The 16,168-nt window shown below is 63.5% G+C and carries 19 protein-coding genes and 1 tRNA gene; 11 read left to right on the forward strand and 9 right to left on the reverse strand.

The annotated features are described in order from the left end of the window. Nucleotides 1-13: 13 nt before the first annotated feature. The 9 genes from FJQ89_RS28095 to FJQ89_RS19555 are packed head-to-tail and all read left to right on the forward strand — an operon-like array spanning nt 14 to nt 8,483. On the forward strand, nt 14-316 hold the full coding sequence (locus FJQ89_RS28095) for a hypothetical protein (RefSeq protein ID WP_168208485.1): 303 nt from the start codon (nt 14-16) through the stop codon (nt 314-316). After that, nucleotides 306-1,748 carry a pilus assembly protein TadG-related protein gene (locus FJQ89_RS19520; RefSeq protein ID WP_168208486.1) on the forward strand — a complete coding sequence of 481 codons (1,443 nt, stop codon included), beginning with the start codon at nt 306-308 and terminating at the stop codon, nt 1,746-1,748. The genes FJQ89_RS28095 and FJQ89_RS19520 overlap by 11 nt, the downstream gene beginning before the upstream one ends. Then, entirely contained in the window at nt 1,745-2,233 is a 489-nt protein-coding gene (locus FJQ89_RS19525; protein WP_141171379.1) for a TadE/TadG family type IV pilus assembly protein, read from the forward strand. Before FJQ89_RS19520 ends, FJQ89_RS19525 begins: the two co-directional genes overlap by 4 nt. After that, on the forward strand, nt 2,223-2,831 hold the full coding sequence (locus tag FJQ89_RS19530) for a TadE/TadG family type IV pilus assembly protein (RefSeq protein WP_141171380.1): 609 nt from the start codon (nt 2,223-2,225) through the stop codon (nt 2,829-2,831). The genes FJQ89_RS19525 and FJQ89_RS19530 overlap by 11 nt, the downstream gene beginning before the upstream one ends. A gap of 56 nt (nt 2,832-2,887) precedes the next feature. Continuing rightward, nucleotides 2,888-4,057, forward strand: coding sequence for a CpaE/TadZ family protein (locus FJQ89_RS19535; protein WP_141171381.1), 1,170 nt, complete (start codon nt 2,888-2,890; stop codon nt 4,055-4,057). A 58-nt stretch (nt 4,058-4,115) separates the two neighbouring features. Further along, the gene (locus FJQ89_RS19540; protein WP_205704511.1) at nt 4,116-5,462 is read left to right on the forward strand and encodes a TadA family conjugal transfer-associated ATPase; all 1,347 of its coding nucleotides are present in this window, start codon (nt 4,116-4,118) and stop codon (nt 5,460-5,462) included. A gap of 14 nt (nt 5,463-5,476) precedes the next feature. Further along, the gene (locus FJQ89_RS19545) at nt 5,477-6,454 is read left to right on the forward strand and encodes a type II secretion system F family protein (protein WP_141171383.1); all 978 of its coding nucleotides are present in this window, start codon (nt 5,477-5,479) and stop codon (nt 6,452-6,454) included. Between the two features lie 14 nt (nt 6,455-6,468). After that, on the forward strand, nt 6,469-7,407 hold the full coding sequence (locus FJQ89_RS19550; RefSeq protein WP_141171384.1) for a type II secretion system F family protein: 939 nt from the start codon (nt 6,469-6,471) through the stop codon (nt 7,405-7,407). 11 nt (nt 7,408-7,418) lie between these two features. Continuing rightward, nucleotides 7,419-8,483, forward strand: a complete 1,065-nt coding sequence (locus tag FJQ89_RS19555; RefSeq protein WP_141171385.1) for a LytR C-terminal domain-containing protein — start codon at nt 7,419-7,421, stop codon at nt 8,481-8,483. A gap of 17 nt (nt 8,484-8,500) precedes the next feature. Here FJQ89_RS19555 and FJQ89_RS28225 read toward each other — a convergent pair whose 3' ends face one another. Continuing rightward, entirely contained in the window at nt 8,501-9,490 is a 990-nt protein-coding gene (locus tag FJQ89_RS28225) for an EDSAP-1 family PEP-CTERM protein (protein WP_205704512.1), read from the reverse strand. Between the two features lie 211 nt (nt 9,491-9,701). Next, nucleotides 9,702-10,076 (reverse strand): hypothetical protein, encoded by a 375-nt coding sequence (locus FJQ89_RS19565; RefSeq protein ID WP_141171386.1) that lies wholly within the window; start codon nt 10,074-10,076, stop codon nt 9,702-9,704. 162 nt (nt 10,077-10,238) lie between these two features. Between FJQ89_RS19565 and FJQ89_RS19570 the strand changes: the two genes are divergently transcribed. Continuing rightward, complete coding sequence (locus tag FJQ89_RS19570) at nt 10,239-10,550, forward strand: hypothetical protein (RefSeq protein WP_141171387.1); 312 nt, start codon at nt 10,239-10,241, stop codon at nt 10,548-10,550. A 28-nt stretch (nt 10,551-10,578) separates the two neighbouring features. Here FJQ89_RS19570 and FJQ89_RS19575 read toward each other — a convergent pair whose 3' ends face one another. The 7 genes from FJQ89_RS19575 to petA all read right to left on the reverse strand — a co-directional run bounded on the left by FJQ89_RS19575 (nt 10,579) and on the right by petA (nt 15,289). After that, the gene (locus FJQ89_RS19575; RefSeq protein ID WP_034753599.1) at nt 10,579-10,785 is read right to left on the reverse strand and encodes a dodecin; all 207 of its coding nucleotides are present in this window, start codon (nt 10,783-10,785) and stop codon (nt 10,579-10,581) included. A 191-nt stretch (nt 10,786-10,976) separates the two neighbouring features. Then, nucleotides 10,977-11,052: transfer RNA gene (locus FJQ89_RS19580), tRNA-Thr, on the reverse strand. 26 nt (nt 11,053-11,078) lie between these two features. After that, nucleotides 11,079-11,591: a ClpXP protease specificity-enhancing factor gene (locus FJQ89_RS19585; protein ID WP_141171388.1), complete on the reverse strand. Its 513-nt coding sequence runs from the start codon at nt 11,589-11,591 to the stop codon at nt 11,079-11,081. 141 nt (nt 11,592-11,732) lie between these two features. Beyond that, nucleotides 11,733-12,344, reverse strand: coding sequence for a glutathione S-transferase N-terminal domain-containing protein (locus FJQ89_RS19590; protein ID WP_010394154.1), 612 nt, complete (start codon nt 12,342-12,344; stop codon nt 11,733-11,735). Between the two features lie 120 nt (nt 12,345-12,464). Beyond that, nucleotides 12,465-13,229 (reverse strand): cytochrome c1, encoded by a 765-nt coding sequence (locus FJQ89_RS19595; RefSeq protein WP_141171389.1) that lies wholly within the window; start codon nt 13,227-13,229, stop codon nt 12,465-12,467. A gap of 36 nt (nt 13,230-13,265) precedes the next feature. After that, nucleotides 13,266-14,678: a cytochrome b gene (locus tag FJQ89_RS19600; protein WP_141171390.1), complete on the reverse strand. Its 1,413-nt coding sequence runs from the start codon at nt 14,676-14,678 to the stop codon at nt 13,266-13,268. A gap of 2 nt (nt 14,679-14,680) precedes the next feature. Further along, nucleotides 14,681-15,289 (reverse strand): ubiquinol-cytochrome c reductase iron-sulfur subunit, encoded by a 609-nt coding sequence (petA, locus tag FJQ89_RS19605; protein ID WP_086139939.1) that lies wholly within the window; start codon nt 15,287-15,289, stop codon nt 14,681-14,683. A 413-nt stretch (nt 15,290-15,702) separates the two neighbouring features. On the opposite strand from petA, the gene mscL reads away from it, so the two are divergent. Then, on the forward strand, nt 15,703-16,152 hold the full coding sequence (mscL, locus tag FJQ89_RS19610; RefSeq protein ID WP_070223752.1) for a large conductance mechanosensitive channel protein MscL: 450 nt from the start codon (nt 15,703-15,705) through the stop codon (nt 16,150-16,152). Nucleotides 16,153-16,168: the final 16 nt, after the last annotated feature.

Genomic DNA, 16,168 nt, shown 5'->3' on the forward strand with positions numbered 1-16,168 from the left:
GGGGAGAGATGCCATGCCGAACTCGCTTTTGATGTCGCTGCGGCGCCTGGCGGCGCTGCTGCTGGCGCTGCAACTGGCCGCCTGCGCGCACGGCAGCACGCCGCAGCTGGACCGGCGCTTTGGCGATGCCGTGCGCCTGGCCATGGCGCAGCAGGTGCGCGATCCGGCCAGTGCCGGCAATCGCACGCCGGCCGATGGCCTCGATGGCCCCAGCGCGCACGCCGTCATGCAGCGCTACCGCGCCTCGTTTGCCGAACCGAACGGCCAGGCGCCGCAGCCGGTGCAATTCATGCTGGGAGGCGGCAATGGCAAATAGACGCCAGCGCCAGCGCGGGGCGATGCTGATCGCCTTTTCCATCCTGCTCATCGTGGTGCTGGGCTTTATCGGCCTGGCCGTGGATGTGGGCATGGTCATCGGGCGCAAGACGGAATTGCAGAACCTGGCCGACAACGCGGCGCTGGCGGCGGCGCCGGAACTGGTGGGCACGGCCGCCGGCCTGGCCAATGCCGTGGAGAAAGCCAAGCTCAGTGCGGCCGGGCATAGTGCATATCGGCGCCGCACGCAGGGCGCCATCCTGTCCGACGAGAGCATCCGCTTTGCCAGCGCCTTTGACGCGCCGGCCAGTGCGTGGCAGGTGGCGGCGGCGGTGGCCGATCCCGCCACGGCCCTGTTCGTGCGCGTCGATACGCGCGACAACAGGCCGTCGCTGGGCAGGGTGGCGACGGCCTTCCTGGGCGCCTGGTCGCCTGCGCTGCGCACGCTCGACACGGGCGCGCGCGCCGTGGCGGGCCGCGCCAGCCTGCGCCTGACGCCGCTGGCCATCTGCGCATTGTCGTCGGCGCCGGCCGGCCTGCGCACGAATGCGGGGCCGCCCGAGCGCAAGGAAGCGCTGGAATACGGCTTTCGCCGCGGTGTCGCGTATGACCTGTTCCATCTTAATCCGCATGGGGCCGTGCCCGAGCACTTCGTGCTCAACCCGCTCGGTCCGCTGGGCGCGCTCGGCCCGTCGGCGCAGGTGAGCAACGCCGCCGTGGCGCCGTTCATCTGCAGCGGCAGCGTGCTGCACACGGCCATCGGCGGCGCGGCCATCCATGCGCACCGTCCGTTCCCCACCAGCTTGTGGCCGGCATTCAACGCCCGCTTCAACCAGTATGCGGGCAGCGGCTGCCATCCGCTGACGGCGCCGCCCGACGTGAATATCCGCGTCTTTCCCAATGCAGCGGCAAACTGGTGGATGAATATGCCGTCCGCTTCCAGCGCCGCCTCCAGCGGCGGCAATCCCCTGCTGTCGGTGGCCGACCTGCCGCCGGCCGCCGCCGGGGTGCCTGCCTCCATTTCCGCTGCCAGCTATGGTCCCTTGTGGTCGTTCGCCAAGGCGGTGCAATACGCCAGTCCCAAGCCACCCGGCGATTTTGTCGCCTTTCCCAACAGCGCCTGGAGCAGCCTGTATCCAGGCTTGCCCGGCGCGCCTGCCAGCAACAGCTTTTATCCCGCCAGCGGCACGCCCTATCTGGCGCTCGCCTTCCAGACCGCGCCCGTGGGCAACACGGGCGTGGCGCAGCGGCGCGTGCTCAACATCGCCTTGCTGGCGTGCCCCTTGCCGGCCGGCAGCGATGTGCTGGCCAATGTGCTGGCCGTCGGCCGTTTTTTCATGACGGCGCCGGCCAGCAGCGCCATGCTCAGCGCCGAATTTGCCGGCGTGGTGCCGGAGCAGGCGCTGGCCGGCCCGGCGGAGCTGCTGCAATGAAGGCGCCATGCCGCAAGTCGTGCCCACGCCGCCAGGACGGCGTGGCCGCCATCGAGCTGGCGCTGATCCTGCTGTTTTTCATCGGCTTGCTACCCGTGGTACTGCTGTTCGGCCGTGCGCTGCTGGCCTATACGGCCATGCAAAAAAGCGCGCATGATGCGGCGCGCTATATGGCTACCCTGCCGCTGCCGCAGATGACGAATACGGCATCGGCGGTCCAGGGCACGGCGTTTGCGCGGCAAATGGCGCTCGATGCGATGGCGGAAACCTGGCCGCAGCTGGAGCCGGTTCAAGTCAATCTGGAATGCGTGTACAGCGACGACGCTTATTCCTGCGGCACGCTAACGAGCAAGCCGCTGCAGGTGCGCGTCAAGTTCGCCACCGACATGCCCATCGGCATCCTGCCCGACCTGTTGAGCAAGTGGCTGCCGCCGATGGCATCGATACCGTTGCGTGCCAACGCGACCTTGCGCTATGAAAATTGACCTGCACAGGGGGCGCCGGCGCCAGGGCGGCGTGTTCGCCGTCGAATTCGCCATGCTGGCGGTGCTGTTCTTTCTCTTCCTGTTCGCCATGCTGGAAGTGGCGCGCGCCGTGTACGTGTGGAATATGGTGCATGAGATCACCCGGCGCGCCGCGCGCGGCGCGGCCGTGACCGATTTCAGCGACGCCGGCGCGCTGCAGGCCGTGCGCACGCACGCCGTGCTGCGTGCTACGCCGGGCGCGCTGCCGCTCGGTGGCGGCATCAGCGATGCGTATGTACGCATCGATTATCTGTCGCAGGCCGCCAGCGGCGCCGCGCTGGCGGCAGTGCCGGTGACGGTGATGCCAGGCTGTCCGCAACGCAACCGTATCAATTGCCTGGACGATCCGCATGGCGCCAGCTGCATCCGCTTCGTGCGCGCGCGCCTGTGCGTGCCGGGCGATGGCGCGCGCTGCGAGCGCGTGCCATACCGGCCCGTGCTGCCCCTGCTGGGGATGATGTTTCCCTCCGGCGCAGGGGCCGTGCGTTTGCCCAGCGGAACCACCATGGCGGTGGCCGAGTCGCTGGGCTATCCGGACAACCCGAATTTCTGTCCCTGAGCGCCGCCAGACGGTGGCAGCCGACTGTGTTGACCTGAAAGAAGCGAGGAAGTGCGATGAAAGCCTTGATGATTAGCCGCGACGCCAGCTTGCACGAAGAAATTGCCGCGCAAGGCGCGGCCCGCATGCCCGTGCTGCGTCTGCTGGAACGGCGCAGCGGCCTGCGCGACGCCGTCGAGCGCATGCTGCCCGAAGCGCCCGAACTGGTGATCGTCGATGCCAGCGGCCTTGACGCCGAGGAGGCGGACTTGCTGGAGCGGCTGGCGCGCCAGTATCCGCTGGCCGTGCTGATGCTGCTCACGCGCGGCCAGCAGCAGGATGTGCTGATCCGCGCCATGCGCGCCGGCATGCGCGAAGTGCTGCAGCTGCCGCTGGTGCACAAGGCCTTTCACGAGGCGATGGACCGGGTCGATATCCAGGCCGGCGTGACGCAGATGCGCGACGGCAAGGTGCTCGCCTTCATTTCGTGCAAGGGCGGCAGCGGCGCGACCTTTCTGTCGACGAATTTTTCTTACGCGCTGGCCAGCCTGGCCGGCTGCAAGGTGCTGCTGATCGATCTGCACGGCCAGTTCGGCGACGCCACTTTGTACGTGTCGGACCAGAAGCCGGCCATGACGCTGTCCGATATCTGCGCGCAGATCGCGCGCATGGATGGCGCCTTTCTGGCCTCGTGCCTGGTGCACGTGACACCGAACTTCGGCGTGCTGGCGGCGGCCGATGATCCCGCGCACAAGGTCGACATGCAGCCCGAGCACATGGACCGCATCCTGGCCGTGGCGCGCCAGCATTACGACTACATCGTGCTCGACGTGGGGCGCCAGATCGATGCGCTGTCGCTGCGCGCGCTCGACAACGCCGACGCCATCTATCCGGTGCTGCAGCTGGCCCTGCCCGACATCCGCGACGGGCGCCGTCTGCTCGACATCTTCCGCTCGCTCGGCTATCCGGGCGAGCGCCTGCGCCTGATCGTCAACCGCTATGAAAAGGGCGGGCGCCTGCGCCTGGCGGACCTGGAGCAGGCGCTGGGCGCCGAAGTGGTGCACACGGTGCCCAATGATTACCTCGCCGCCACGGACTCCGTCAACCAGGGCATCCCGCTGCTGCAGCTGTCGCGCACCAGCGCCGTGGCGCGCAGCCTGGCCGAGCTGGTGGAGCTGGTGACGGCACGCCGCGTGACGGAAAGCCGCGGCCTGTTCGACCGCCTGTTCAGCCGCAGCGAGGCTTGACAGGGCGGCAGCTGAAATTGTGTCAAGGCTCCCGCCGGGGGCCATCATGGGAGCCGAGATGACTTTACGCGAACGCCTGGCGGCGAATGAAACGGTGCGCCCCGTCACGAATGGACAAGGCGCGCTGGCGCTGCACGCTTACCAGGAACTGAAAAAGACCATGCACCAGACGATACTCGACCGTATCGACCTGGAACGCTTGAAACGCCTGACGGCGGAGCAGTTCAAGCACGAGCTGGCGCTGCTGGTACAGCGCGTCATCGAGGAAGAGCGCATCGTGCTGAATCAGCACGAACGCCACAGCCTGGTGCTCGACATCCAGCACGAGATGCTGGGCTTTGGCCCGCTCGAACCCCTGCTGGCCGACGCCAGCGTGTCCGATATCCTCGTCAATACCTGCGACAAGGTGTATGTCGAGCGGGGCGGGCGGCTGCAGCTGACGGACGTGACGTTCCACGACAATGCGCACCTGATGAAGATCATCGAAAAAATCGTTTCGCGCGTGGGACGGCGCGTCGATGAATCGAGTCCGATGGTCGATGCGCGCCTGCCCGATGGTTCGCGCGTGAACGCCATCATTCCGCCTCTGGCCGTCGATGGCCCGATATTGTCGATCCGGCGCTTTGCCGTGCAGCCGCTGACGATCGCCAACCTGCTCGACTACAAGAGCCTGACACCACCCATGGTGCAGGTGCTGCAGGCGCTGGGCCAGGCCAAGGTCAACATCCTGATCTCGGGCGGCACGGGCAGCGGCAAGACGACCTTGCTCAACGTGTTGTCCGGCTTCATTCCCGGCAGCGAGCGCATCGTCACCATCGAGGATGCGGCCGAACTGGCGCTGCGCCAGCCGCACGTGGTGCGCCTGGAAACGCGGCCGCCGAATATCGAGGGCAAGGGCGAAGTGAGTCAGCGCGCGCTGGTGCGCAATGCGCTGCGCATGCGCCCCGACCGCATCATCCTGGGCGAGGTGCGCGGCGCCGAGGCGCTCGACATGCTGCAGGCGATGAACACGGGCCATGAGGGTTCGCTGGCGACCATTCACTCGAACACGGCGCGCGATGCGCTGGCGCGGCTGGAAAACATGGTCGGCATGGCCAGCGTGAACCTGACGCCGCGCGCCACGCGCCAGCAGATCTGTTCGGCCGTGACGGTGGTGATGCAAGTGTCGCGCCTGACGGACGGCGCGCGCAAGCTGGTCAGCCTGCAGGAGGTGACGGGCATGGAAGGCGACATCATCGCCATGCATGAAATCTTCCGCTTCGAGCAGACGGGCGTCGATGCCGAGGGCAAGGTGCAGGGCCATTTCTGCGCCACGGGCGTGCGGCCCCGTTTCACGGAGCGCCTGCGCATGTTCGGCGCACCCGTGCCGGACAGCGTGTTCGACCCGGATCGCATCTACGAGTAGAGGAGGGATGCATCATGGACCTGGTGTTCTACGGCTTTGCCGTGCTGCTGTTTGCCGCCTGCATCCTGATGGTGGAAGGCGCCTGGCTGTGGTGGTCGGGCACGCATGGCGGCGCGGCGCGGCGCATCAACCGGCGCTTGCGGCTGATGGCGGCGCGCGGCGAGGCGGGTGGGGAGCGGATCTCCATCCTCAAGCAACGCCGCTATGCGCGTGCGCCCGGCCTCGAGCGTTTGCTGCGGCGCGTGCCGCAGGCGGCGCAGCTCGACCACCTGCTGCTGCAATCGGGCTTGTCCTGGTCGGTGGCGCAATTCATCGGCGTCACGGGTGCCTTGTTGCTGACGGCCTTGCTGCTGCTGGCGGCCTGGTCCATGCCCTTGCCTGGTGCCTTGCTGCTGCTGTCTTGCGCCGTGAGCGGACCGTGCCTGTTGGTGCTGCGCGCGCGCGCGGCGCGGCTGAAAAAGATCGAGGCGCAACTGCCGGAAGCGGCCGATTTCCTGGCCCGCGCGCTGCGCGCCGGTCACTCGTTTTCGAATGTGCTGCAGATGGTGGGCGACGAACTCAATGAGCCGATCAGCGGCGAATTCAAGATGGCGCACGAAGAGATCAATTACGGCGTGCCAATGAACGAGGCGCTGCAAAACCTGGCCGCGCGCATTCCGCTGACGGACTTGCGCTACCTCGTCATCGCCGTGCTGGTACAGCGCGAATCGGGGGGGAATCTGGCCGAAGTGCTGGTCAGCATCGCGCGCATCATCCGCGCCCGTTTGAAACTGCTGGGACAGGTGCGCGTGCTGTCGGCCGAGGGGCGTATGTCGGCCTGGGTGCTGGGACTGATGCCGGTGGTGATGATCGGCGTCATGGCGCTGGTCAACCCGCAATACATCCGCCTGCTGTGGACCGATCCCAGCGGCATTAAATTGCTGTGGTACGCGGCCGGCATGGTGGCGCTGGGCGTGGTCTGGATGCGCAATGTGATACGTATCAGGATATAACAACAGGGGGTGGCATGAGCGCTTCGCAACTGCTGTTTCTCGTGATTGTCTTCGTCGTGGTGGTGGCGCTTGCCCTGCTGGCATGGCTGATCTTCCTTCCCGGCGCTTTGCGCCAGCGCCTGTTCGGTGTCACGGCGCCGGCGGCCAGCGATGCGGTGGCCGACTCTGGCTGGGTGGAGCGCGTGGCGCGCGTGGCGCAGCCGTTCAGCAAGCTGTCGCTGCCGGAAGAGGGCTGGGAGCGCTCGCCGCTGCGCACGCGCTTTATGAATGCGGGCTGGCGGCAAGCGAGCGCGCCGGCCCTGTACTTTGCGGCGAAAAGCGTATTGGCCCTGCTGTTTCCCACCGTGCTGGGGCTGTACGCGGCCAGCGCCATGGCGGCGCAGTTGCGCAGCGTGCTGCTGTTGCTGCTATGCGTCAGCGCCACCGTCGGCTATTACCTGCCGAACCTGGTGCTGGCCAGCACGGCCAAGCGGCGCCAGCGCGACATCTTTGAAAATATCCCCGATGCGCTCGACTTGCTGACCGTGTGCGTGGAAGCGGGCCTGAGCCTGGAGCGTGCGCTGGTCAAGGTATCGGGCGAGATCCACATCAAAAGCATGGTGCTGGCGCAGGAATTGCAACTGGTACTGATGGAAATGCGCGCCGGCTTTTCCAAGGAAAAGGCGCTGCGCAACCTGGCCCTGCGCAGCGGCGTGGAAGATGTCGACACCCTCGTCGCCATGCTGATCCAATCGGAACGCTTCGGCACCAGCATGGGCGATTCGCTGCGCGTGCATTCGGAAAACCTGCGCGGCAAGCGCAGTCTGCTGGCCGAGGAGGCGGCGGCGAAGATCGCCCTGAAACTGCTGTTCCCGCTGATATTTTGCGTCTTTCCCACCCTGATGCTGGTGCTCATGGGGCCGGCCGTGATCGAAGTCTATCGCGTGCTCGTGCCGGCCATGGCCAGCCGCTGAAAGGAGTCACCATGCGCTTGACGCTCTCCCGCCTGGCCGCCGCCTGTGCCTGCCTTGGCCTGGCCGCCTGTACCACGCAACTGGCGCATGCGCCGGTGGCGGCGTGGCCTGACGCCGATGCCGCCTATGTGGCGGGGCGCCAGCATTTCGAGCGGGGCGACCTGCCCGCCGCGCAGGCGGCCTATGAACAGGCGCTGCGCCATGCGCCGCGCCACGTGAATGCGCGCAACGGCCTGGCCGTGCTGCATGCGCAGCGGGGCGAGCACGTCGCCGCCATCGCCCAGTGGCAGGCGCTGACGCAGGAAACGGGCACGGCGCGGCCGCAGCAGGCCTATCTGTTCAGCAATCTCGGCCATGCCTATTCTCTGGACGGACGCGATGCGCAAGCGTTGCCTGTGCTGGAACAGGCGTGTCTGCTCGATCCGCTCAATGCGCTGGCCTGGCAGCACCTGGCGCAAGTACTCGAACGGCTGGGACAGCACGAGCGCGCCGCGCTCATGCGGCGCCAGGCGGCCAGCTTGCGGGAACACGACTTGCGGCGCGACAGGGCGGTCTTGCGCGGCGAGGCGGCGCCGCAGCTTGTGCCCGTGCCTGCGCCGGTGCCGGAGGCGCCCGCCATGGCGCGCGTGGAGATCACGCAGAGCGATGGCATGGCCCGCTTGCAGCGCGTACCGGCAGCGGTGCGCAGCGTACCCGCCGCAGTGCCCGAGCGGCCCATGCCGGCGGCGGCAGCGCCGCGCCCGCGCCTGGAAATTGTGAATGGCAACGGCGTGCCGGGCATGGCCGCCGCGCTGGCGCGCAGCCTGGCCGGCGCTCCTGTGCAGGTGGTGCGCCTGGCCAATGAAACCAGCTTCCAGGTGGCGCGCACGCGCGTCGAATACCGGCCCGCGCAAGAGCAGGCGGCGCGCCAGCTGGCCCGCCAGCTGGGGACGCAGGTGCAGACACAGGCCGCCGACTGCCCGGCCAGCGAGCTGCGCCTGGTACTCGGGCGCGACCTGAGCGACCCCGCGACGCTGCACCGCTATTATCTGCAGCAGTTGCAACTGGCGCGCCAGGCACTGGCGCGGCTGGGGTAAAACGCCTCTGCCGGTGTCTATTGCGGCTGGCGCCGGCGCGTGAACGCCAGGGCGGCCAGCCCCAGGCCCAGCAGGAACAGGCTGCCCGGTTCCGGCACGGCCTGGGGATCGATGACGACGATGTCGGTGCGCGTGGATTTGGCAAAGTTCAAGGTATAGCTGCCGGCGGGCAGGGCGAAACTCGAGGTCAGGGAAAACATCGCAAAGCCATTCGTGAAGGCGCGTCCGGTAGCCGGGTCATTCGTGCCGGCCGTCAAGTTCAGGCTGAACGGGTCGAGGCTGCCGGTGCCATGGTTGCCGTTGATATCGCTGCCATTGTTCGGGTTGCCGTCGGGGGCGAACTGGAAGATCACGCCATCGGCATTCGCGTTCGACAGGCAGCCGACGGGGCTGGCGCTGTTGCACGAGATATTGAAGATATCCATGATCGACACGTTCGACTTGTCGCCCATGGTCGTCACGCTGGTGCGCAAGTCGCGCCGTCCCATGAAGCTGAAGGTGATGAAGCCGGCGCTCGACAGGGTCAGGTTGACGGAACCGGTGAGCGTGTCGCCGGCCATGGCCGTGGCGGCGCCGACCGTGTTGCGCTGTGCTTCCGCCACGGCTTGCACGCTGGCGCCGCCATTGAGCATATTGCCGAAGGCGTGCGCATCGCCACGTGCGAATTCCAGGGTGGAACTGGGACTGGGTGCGTAGTGGTTTTGCGGCAAGCCGCTGCAGCCGCCCCCCGAACACACTTGCAGCACGTCGGCGTTGGCAGCCGGCCCCGTATTGACGGCGCGCGGATTGACGGCCACGCCACCTTCGAAGAAGGCGCTGTCGCTGGCATTGCGGTTGGCGCCGGCCAGCGACAAGCTGCCGGCACTGGTGGTGATGCGGAAATTGTTCAACTCATTGACGGCCAGGCCGTAGGCGCCGGCCTGCGCCTGGCCGCTGGCCAGCAGACTTGCCGCCGCCAGTGCACCCAGCCAGCCCAGGGTCTTGCTTCGTGTGTGATCGACGTTCATCGCAGCCTCTTATCGTGGTCAGTCTCGGAAAATCCGGGGGACAAGGAATCCAGAATGACTTGCCTGGATTTATCTCGTAGACACTGATAAGCAGCTTGCATGCCACACAAAAAAAGTAAATTGAATCAACTACTTGCGCAAAGCGGACTGAGCTGGATAGGGCGAAGTGTAAGAAAGGCCGACGCCGCTTGACGGGCGGAGTCGGCCAGCCTCAGGTACCGCGGTGATAGCCCAGGTGGCCACCCGAATTACTTGCGCAACCGCAACCGATGCGCGCCACTTCCTCGCCTTCCGTCAATTTCCAGTTGGTAATGGTCGTGTGCTGCCAGTCGATGTCGCTTTTCTTGACAGGTTTGACCGTCAAAGTGCGTTCTTCCACATCCGTGTATTCCATCAGCTCCTCGTCGTCGGCGATGTCGAAATGGCGGTGGATCAGGGAAATACCGAAGCGGTCGAGTGCGCCATAGCGCTGCAGCACGTCGCGCAATTCGCGAAAGCAGGCCAGATCCGCGGGCAGCAGCGGGTCGACGGCGGAAATATCGGCAACGGGTTGCCATTGCATGGCGTGGATGTTCAGGCTGTGCATGATAGGCTCCTGTGCCCCGTGATGAGTGGCCCAGGCTGCCGGAGGGGCGCCGGCACGCCTGGCGAAATACCCATCGTGGCCGCAAAGCGGGTGCGGCGCTTGCGCCAGATCAAAGGTGCGGCACATCGTATCTCGTCCGATAATTGCCCGGTAAAATAGGCCATGGCAAACAAAACTCCCACCTTCCCCGGCGCACGCACGGGCCGCGGCCAGGTCCTGGCCGTGCTGCTGTCGAACCGCGACCAGTCCGGCGCCGAACCGCTGCAAGGCCGCGTCTCCCTGGCCGCCATCGTCAAAGCGCTGAAACGCAAATACCACTGGCCCATCGAGACGCACAGTTTCCCCGCGAATACGCAGGATGGCCGCGCCAGCTGGGCGACCGTGTACAGCTTGCCGGAAAAGGTGATCGAAGCCGCGCTGGAGGCCGGCGGCCGGGAGTGGCTGGAGAACCGGGCAGTGGTCGGGCGGCGGTGAACGCGCCGCCTTGCCTTACTCGTTCCCTTTACTCGAGCCGGAAGCCGACCTTCAGCGTGACCTGGAAGTGCGCCACCTTGCCATCGACGATATGGCCGCGCGACTCGGTCACTTCATACCAGTCCATATGCTTGACCGTCAGCGCCGCCTTGGCTATGGCATCGCGTATCGCCTGATCGCTGCTCTCGGTCGACGTGCCAACCAGTTCGATCAGCTTGTAAGTGTGTGCGGACATGATGTTTCCCCAGGTAGGCAAGCCAGACATCGGGAGCCTGCTTTGCGCAAGCACGTGCTCATCTTGCGCCTAAACGTGCTGATAGTCATTGCGCGGTGCAGCAATGCGTCACGGCAGTGGTTTGCAGAAGGACGAAAAGAAAAAAGGGTTACCAGCCGAAGCGGGTAACCCTTTGATTTCCTACTGAATTCTGGTGCCGACTGCCGGTTTCGAACTGGCCACCTGATGATTACAAATCAACTGCTCTACCAAATGAGCTAAGTCGGCAAAAACTGTGCGTTGCGAATTATACGCTATTTAATGCGTGTCAGGGTCGGGCGGCCGCCTTTTTTTGGTGGCTCGTCGTCGCCTGGCGTGGCGTTGTCGCGTTGTTCGGGGGAACTGGTCGGCACGGACGACAGGGTCGGGGCGCTGGAGACCGGAGCCAGCGCGGGCGGTGGCAGGTCGGCCGATGCGGGGCTGTCGGTCGGCTGCGCATCGGGGTCATCGTTGCCCAGCACGGGCTCGAAGGCCATGCCCTGGCCGTTTTCGTTGGCGTAGATGGCCATCACGTTGTCGACCGGTACGTAGATTTCGCGCGAGACGCCGCCAAAGCGGGCGTTGAAGCGGACGGCGTCGTTGTCCATCTTCAGGCCGCTGGTGGCGCCGAAGCTGATGTTGAGCACGATTTCGCCCTTTTTCACGTATTCCATCGGTACCGTGGTGCGCGAATCGACTTTGACCGCGAGATAGGGCGTGTAGCCGCTGTCGGTGCACCACTCATAGATGGCGCGCAGCATATAGGGTTTGGTTGAGATTTCAGACATGGTAGGCACTGTGAGGCGGGAGCGCCCCCGTCAAGCAAGAGGCGGGCGCACCGGTAGTTCAAAAGACTGGGGCAGCGCAAAAAACAACTTTAACACATGGCCCAAGATGTCCCGGCAAGCGTGGCTTGCCGGGCCTATCTTTTAGCGGCGCATCACTTTTTCCGAAGGAGTGAGTGCTTCGATGTACGCAGGACGCGAGAAGATGCGTTCGGCGTATTTCATCAGCGGTGCGGCCGTCTTGGACAGTTCGATGCCGTAGTGGTCCAGGCGCCACAGCAGCGGCGCGACAGCCACGTCGAGCATCGAGAATTCGTCGCCCAGCATGTACTTGTTTTTCAGGAACAGCGGCGCCAGGGTCGTCAGGCGGTCGCGGATTTCCGCGCGTGCCTTGTCGTGGGCCTTGTCGTTGCTCTTGGCGCGTTCGCTTTCCAGCACGTGCACGTGCACGAACAGTTCTTTTTCGAAATTGAACAGCATCAGGCGCGCGCGGGCACGCATCAGCGGATCGGCCGGCATCAGTTGCGGATGCGGGAAGCGCTCATCGATGTACTCGTTGATGATGTTCGATTCATACAGGATCAGTTCGCGCTCGACCAGGATAGGCACCTGGCCATACGGATTCATGGTCGAAATATCTTCCGGCTTGTTGAACAGGTCGACGTCGCGCACTTCGAAGTCCATGCCTTTTTCAAACAGGACCAGGCGGCAGCGTTGTGAAAATGGGCAGGTTGTACCCGAATAGAGAACCATCATTTTTTATAGTTCCTTAGAAACAAAGGGGGTGAAGCCGCGAACGGCTCACCCCAGGTCGCTTGTCCACTCATGCGGACAACGCAGAAACAGGCATAAACCGGCCTATGGCCGGCGCCTCACTTATTTGACTTCCTTCCAGAACGACGCGTTAAGGCGCCATGCCAGCAGAGCAAAGACCGACAGGAACAGCAGCACCCACACGCCCAGGCGTTTGCGTGTTTGCTGTGCCGGTTCGGCCATCCACTCCATGTAGCCGACCAGGTCGGCTACCGCATTGTCATACTCGATCTTGTTCAACGTGCCGGGCTTGACCTGCTCGAAGCCGGCAAATTTGTGGATCTTCTTGCCAGCTTCGTGCGGATCATTTTCTTCCACGAACTTGGCAGTCTGGACACCTTGCAATTCCCATAATACATGCGGCATGGCAACATTCGGCAAGACCATGTTGTTCCAGCCGGTCGGCCGAGTGTCGTCTTTATAGAACGTACGCAGGTAAGTATACAGGTAGTCGCCGCCTGTGCCAGCGGAAGATGATTTCGCGCGCGAAATTACCGACAAATCCGGCGGTACGACGCCAAAGAAGGCCTTGGCGTCCTGCGGTGCCAGGCTAGTCGTCATCAAGTCGCCGACTTTATCGCCTGAGAATAACAGATTCTCCTTGATCTGGATTTCCGTCAAGCCCAGGTCGCGCAGGCGGTTGTAGCGCATCGACACGGCGGCGTGGCAATTCAGGCAATAGTTGACGAACAATTTGGCGCCATGCTGCAGCGCTGCCATGTTGGTCTGGCGGTCAGGAGCCTTGTCCAGCGGAAAGCCGCCTTCGCTGGCGAGAGCCATGGCGGGCACGAGTGCCAGGATGGCGAGCAGTTTTTTTGCAATCTTCATATGATGTATGTCCTTTGAGCGTGGCGTGAGAGCGGCTTAATGCGGGTGAAACGTCACACGCGACGGCACGGTCTTGAACTTGCCCATTGCACTCCACCATGGCATCAGCAGGAAAAAGCTGAAGTAAATCAGGGTGCACACTTGCGACACGATGGTTTTCGTATCCGTTGGCGCCTGGGTACCGAGGTAGCCCAGGATCAGGAACGACAGGCCGAAGATGGCGTACACATATTTGTGCCAGCTCGGACGGTAGCGGATCGATTTCACGGGCGAATGGTCGAGCCATGGCAGGAAGGCCAGGATCACGACGGAACCGCCAAAGAACACCACGCCCCAGAATTTCGCATCCAGCACTTGCGGCAGCATGCCGATGATGGCGACGATGGCGATGCCGGCGATGGCCGACTTGACGGTCGTCGACAGGCGCGACTTGAGCCAGATGAACACCACGTAGGCCGCCACGACACCCATCAGCACGTACATGAAGTCGGCCGTGGTGGCACGCAGCACCGAGTAGAACGGCGTGAAGTACCAGGTTGGCGCGATGTGCAGCGGGGTTTTCAGCGAATCGCCGGGCAGGAAGTTGTTGTATTCCAGGAAGTAGCCGCCCATTTCCGGCGCGAAGAACACGACGGCGCTGAAAATGACGAGGAAGATCGATACGCCGAACAGGTCATGCACGGTGTAGTACGGATGCGACGGAATCGAATCGAGCGGGTGGCCATCGGCGCCCAGGTTTTCTTTCACTTCGATGCCGTCCGGGTTGCTGGAGCCGACTTCATGCAGGGCGATCAAGTGCGCTGCAACCAAGCCCAGCAGTACCAGCGGGATGGCGATCACGTGGAAGGCGAAGAAGCGGTTCAGGGTCGCGTCGGACACAACATAGTCGCCGCGGATCCACAACGACAGGTCAGGGCCGATGAACGGGATGGCGCCGAACAGGTTGACGATCACTTGGGCGCCCCAGTACGACATCTGGCCCCATGGCAGCAGGTAGCCGAAGAACGCTTCGGCCATCAGGCACAGGAAGATGGCGAAACCGAACAGCCAGATCAGCTCACGTGGCTTGCGGTAGGAGCCGTACAGCAGGGCGCGCGTCATGTGCAGGTAGACGATGATGAAGAAGGCCGAGGCGCCCGTCGAGTGCATGTAGCGCACCAGCCATCCCCACGGCACTTCGCGCATGATGTACTCGACGGAATTGAAGGCCAGGGCCGCATCCGGTTTGTAATGCATGGTCAGGAAGATGCCGGTGACGATCTGCAAGACCAGCACCAGCATGGCCAGCGAGCCGAAGATGTACCAGAAATTGAAGTTTTTCGGGGCGTAGTACTTGCCCCATTGGTCGTTCCACAGCTTGGTCAGGGGAAAGCGGTCATCGACCCAGCCCAGCGCTTTTTCGGCGACGGGTGCGTCTGCCGGGAATTTCGTTTCTTTAAAAGCTGCCATGATCAAGCCTCGCCTTTCTCGTCTTTACCTATCAGCAATTTGGTGTCGCTCAGGTACATATGGCGCGGCACCTGCAGGTTGTCCGGCGCCGGCTTGTTCTTGAACACGCGGCCTGCCATGTCGAAGGTGGAGCCGTGGCAAGGGCACAGGAAGCCGCCTTCCCAGTCATCAGGCAGCGACGGTTGCGGGCCGGGGGCAAATTTCGAGGAAGGGGAGCAACCCAGATGGGTGCAGATGCCGACGGCGACGAGAATTTCAGGCTTGATCGAGCGCGCCTCGTTCATGCAATACGGTGGCGTGAATTCGGCGGGATTGCGTTGCGAATTGGCATCGGCGACTTTGCCATCGGTCTTTTTCAGGGACGCGATCATTTCCGGCGTGCGCTTCAGGATCCAGACCGGCTTGCCGCGCCATTCGACGGTGCGCATTTCGCCGGGTTGCAAGGTGGTGATGTCTACTTCGACCGGCGCGCCAGCCGCTTTCGCGCGCTCCGACGGCTGGAAGGTGCTTACCAAGGCTCCCGCGGTTGCCAATCCAACTACACTGCCCGCCGCGCACGTGGCGACGAGCAAGCCGCGACGGCCTGAATCGACCTGCTTTTCGTTACTCATGCAAACCCCAATCAGTCAAAATGCGAATCTTTATTATGAGTGGCAGCCGCGAAAAACCCGTCGCCGAAGCTCTTTCCCACTGATTGCCGCAACCCGCGTCTTTGCGCGGTAAAGTGGCAACATCCCTGCGGAACTTCGGCCAATGGCGCAGCCCATGCCAGTTTCTTGTTGATTATCCGGAAGTGAAAAATCCACTTCTGGCAACCGCAAATTATAAGTGAAGCAAACAACGAATAGAACAAAAACGTTGCTTGTACCATAATTTATATACTTTTGCAGGAGGTGGCTAGTTCTTTCGAACTAGATGCGCCCGGCTGTGCACGAATTGGTCTCGCCGACAACCACAAGTTGGTGGCACTGGGAATCAATAGTATGATCGGCATGTTTTTTATACATATCCGAAGGAGAAATTCATGGCAATGATGAAAGAATTTAAAGAATTTGCAATGAAAGGCAACGTTGTCGATCTGGCAGTCGGTGTCATCATCGGCGGCGCCTTCGGCAAGATTGTCGATTCCCTGGTGCAAGACGTGATCATGCCGCCCATCGGCCGCATTTTCGGCGGCCTCGATTTCGCCAATTACTACCTGCCCCTGAACGGCCAAGCCACGACGATGACGCTGGTGGAAGCGAAAAAGGCGGGCGCCGTGCTGGCCTACGGTAATTTTCTGACCATTTTGCTCAACTTTATCATTCTTGCCTTCATCATCTTCCAGATGGTGCGCCTGATGAACAAGGCCCGCCGCAGCGAACCGGTCGCGCCGGCACCGGCGCCGGCCACGCCGGAAGACATCGTGCTGCTGCGTGAAATCCGCGATTCCCTGCAGCAGAACGCACGCAACAGCAACAATCTGGCAAAATAAGTCGTTCCGGCACCGG

The organism is Janthinobacterium tructae (assembly GCF_006517255.1).
In the GTDB taxonomy this organism is placed as follows: domain Bacteria; phylum Pseudomonadota; class Gammaproteobacteria; order Burkholderiales; family Burkholderiaceae_D; genus Janthinobacterium; species Janthinobacterium tructae.

Bases quoted from the DNA above. Each gene is read 5' to 3' on its own strand.
- FJQ89_RS19590 (WP_010394154.1), bottom strand. From the start codon at position 12,344: ATGATGGTTCTCTATTCGGGTACAACCTGCCCATTTTCACAACGCTGC.
- FJQ89_RS19530 (WP_141171380.1), top strand. From the start codon at position 2,223: ATGAAAATTGACCTGCACAGGGGGCGCCGGCGCCAGGGCGGCGTGTTC.
- FJQ89_RS19525 (WP_141171379.1), top strand. From the start codon at position 1,745: ATGAAGGCGCCATGCCGCAAGTCGTGCCCACGCCGCCAGGACGGCGTG.
- FJQ89_RS19535 (WP_141171381.1), top strand. From the start codon at position 2,888: ATGAAAGCCTTGATGATTAGCCGCGACGCCAGCTTGCACGAAGAAATT.
- FJQ89_RS19570 (WP_141171387.1), top strand. From the start codon at position 10,239: ATGGCAAACAAAACTCCCACCTTCCCCGGCGCACGCACGGGCCGCGGC.
- FJQ89_RS28095 (WP_168208485.1), top strand. From the start codon at position 14: ATGCCGAACTCGCTTTTGATGTCGCTGCGGCGCCTGGCGGCGCTGCTG.
- FJQ89_RS19545 (WP_141171383.1), top strand. From the start codon at position 5,477: ATGGACCTGGTGTTCTACGGCTTTGCCGTGCTGCTGTTTGCCGCCTGC.
- petA (WP_086139939.1), bottom strand. From the start codon at position 15,289: ATGAGTAACGAAAAGCAGGTCGATTCAGGCCGTCGCGGCTTGCTCGTC.
- mscL (WP_070223752.1), top strand. From the start codon at position 15,703: ATGGCAATGATGAAAGAATTTAAAGAATTTGCAATGAAAGGCAACGTT.
- FJQ89_RS19550 (WP_141171384.1), top strand. From the start codon at position 6,469: ATGAGCGCTTCGCAACTGCTGTTTCTCGTGATTGTCTTCGTCGTGGTG.
- FJQ89_RS19540 (WP_205704511.1), top strand. From the start codon at position 4,116: ATGACTTTACGCGAACGCCTGGCGGCGAATGAAACGGTGCGCCCCGTC.
- FJQ89_RS19595 (WP_141171389.1), bottom strand. From the start codon at position 13,229: ATGAAGATTGCAAAAAAACTGCTCGCCATCCTGGCACTCGTGCCCGCC.
- FJQ89_RS28225 (WP_205704512.1), bottom strand. From the start codon at position 9,490: ATGAACGTCGATCACACACGAAGCAAGACCCTGGGCTGGCTGGGTGCA.
- FJQ89_RS19555 (WP_141171385.1), top strand. From the start codon at position 7,419: ATGCGCTTGACGCTCTCCCGCCTGGCCGCCGCCTGTGCCTGCCTTGGC.
- FJQ89_RS19520 (WP_168208486.1), top strand. From the start codon at position 306: ATGGCAAATAGACGCCAGCGCCAGCGCGGGGCGATGCTGATCGCCTTT.
- FJQ89_RS19575 (WP_034753599.1), bottom strand. From the start codon at position 10,785: ATGTCCGCACACACTTACAAGCTGATCGAACTGGTTGGCACGTCGACC.
- FJQ89_RS19565 (WP_141171386.1), bottom strand. From the start codon at position 10,076: ATGCACAGCCTGAACATCCACGCCATGCAATGGCAACCCGTTGCCGAT.
- FJQ89_RS19585 (WP_141171388.1), bottom strand. From the start codon at position 11,591: ATGTCTGAAATCTCAACCAAACCCTATATGCTGCGCGCCATCTATGAG.
- FJQ89_RS19600 (WP_141171390.1), bottom strand. From the start codon at position 14,678: ATGGCAGCTTTTAAAGAAACGAAATTCCCGGCAGACGCACCCGTCGCC.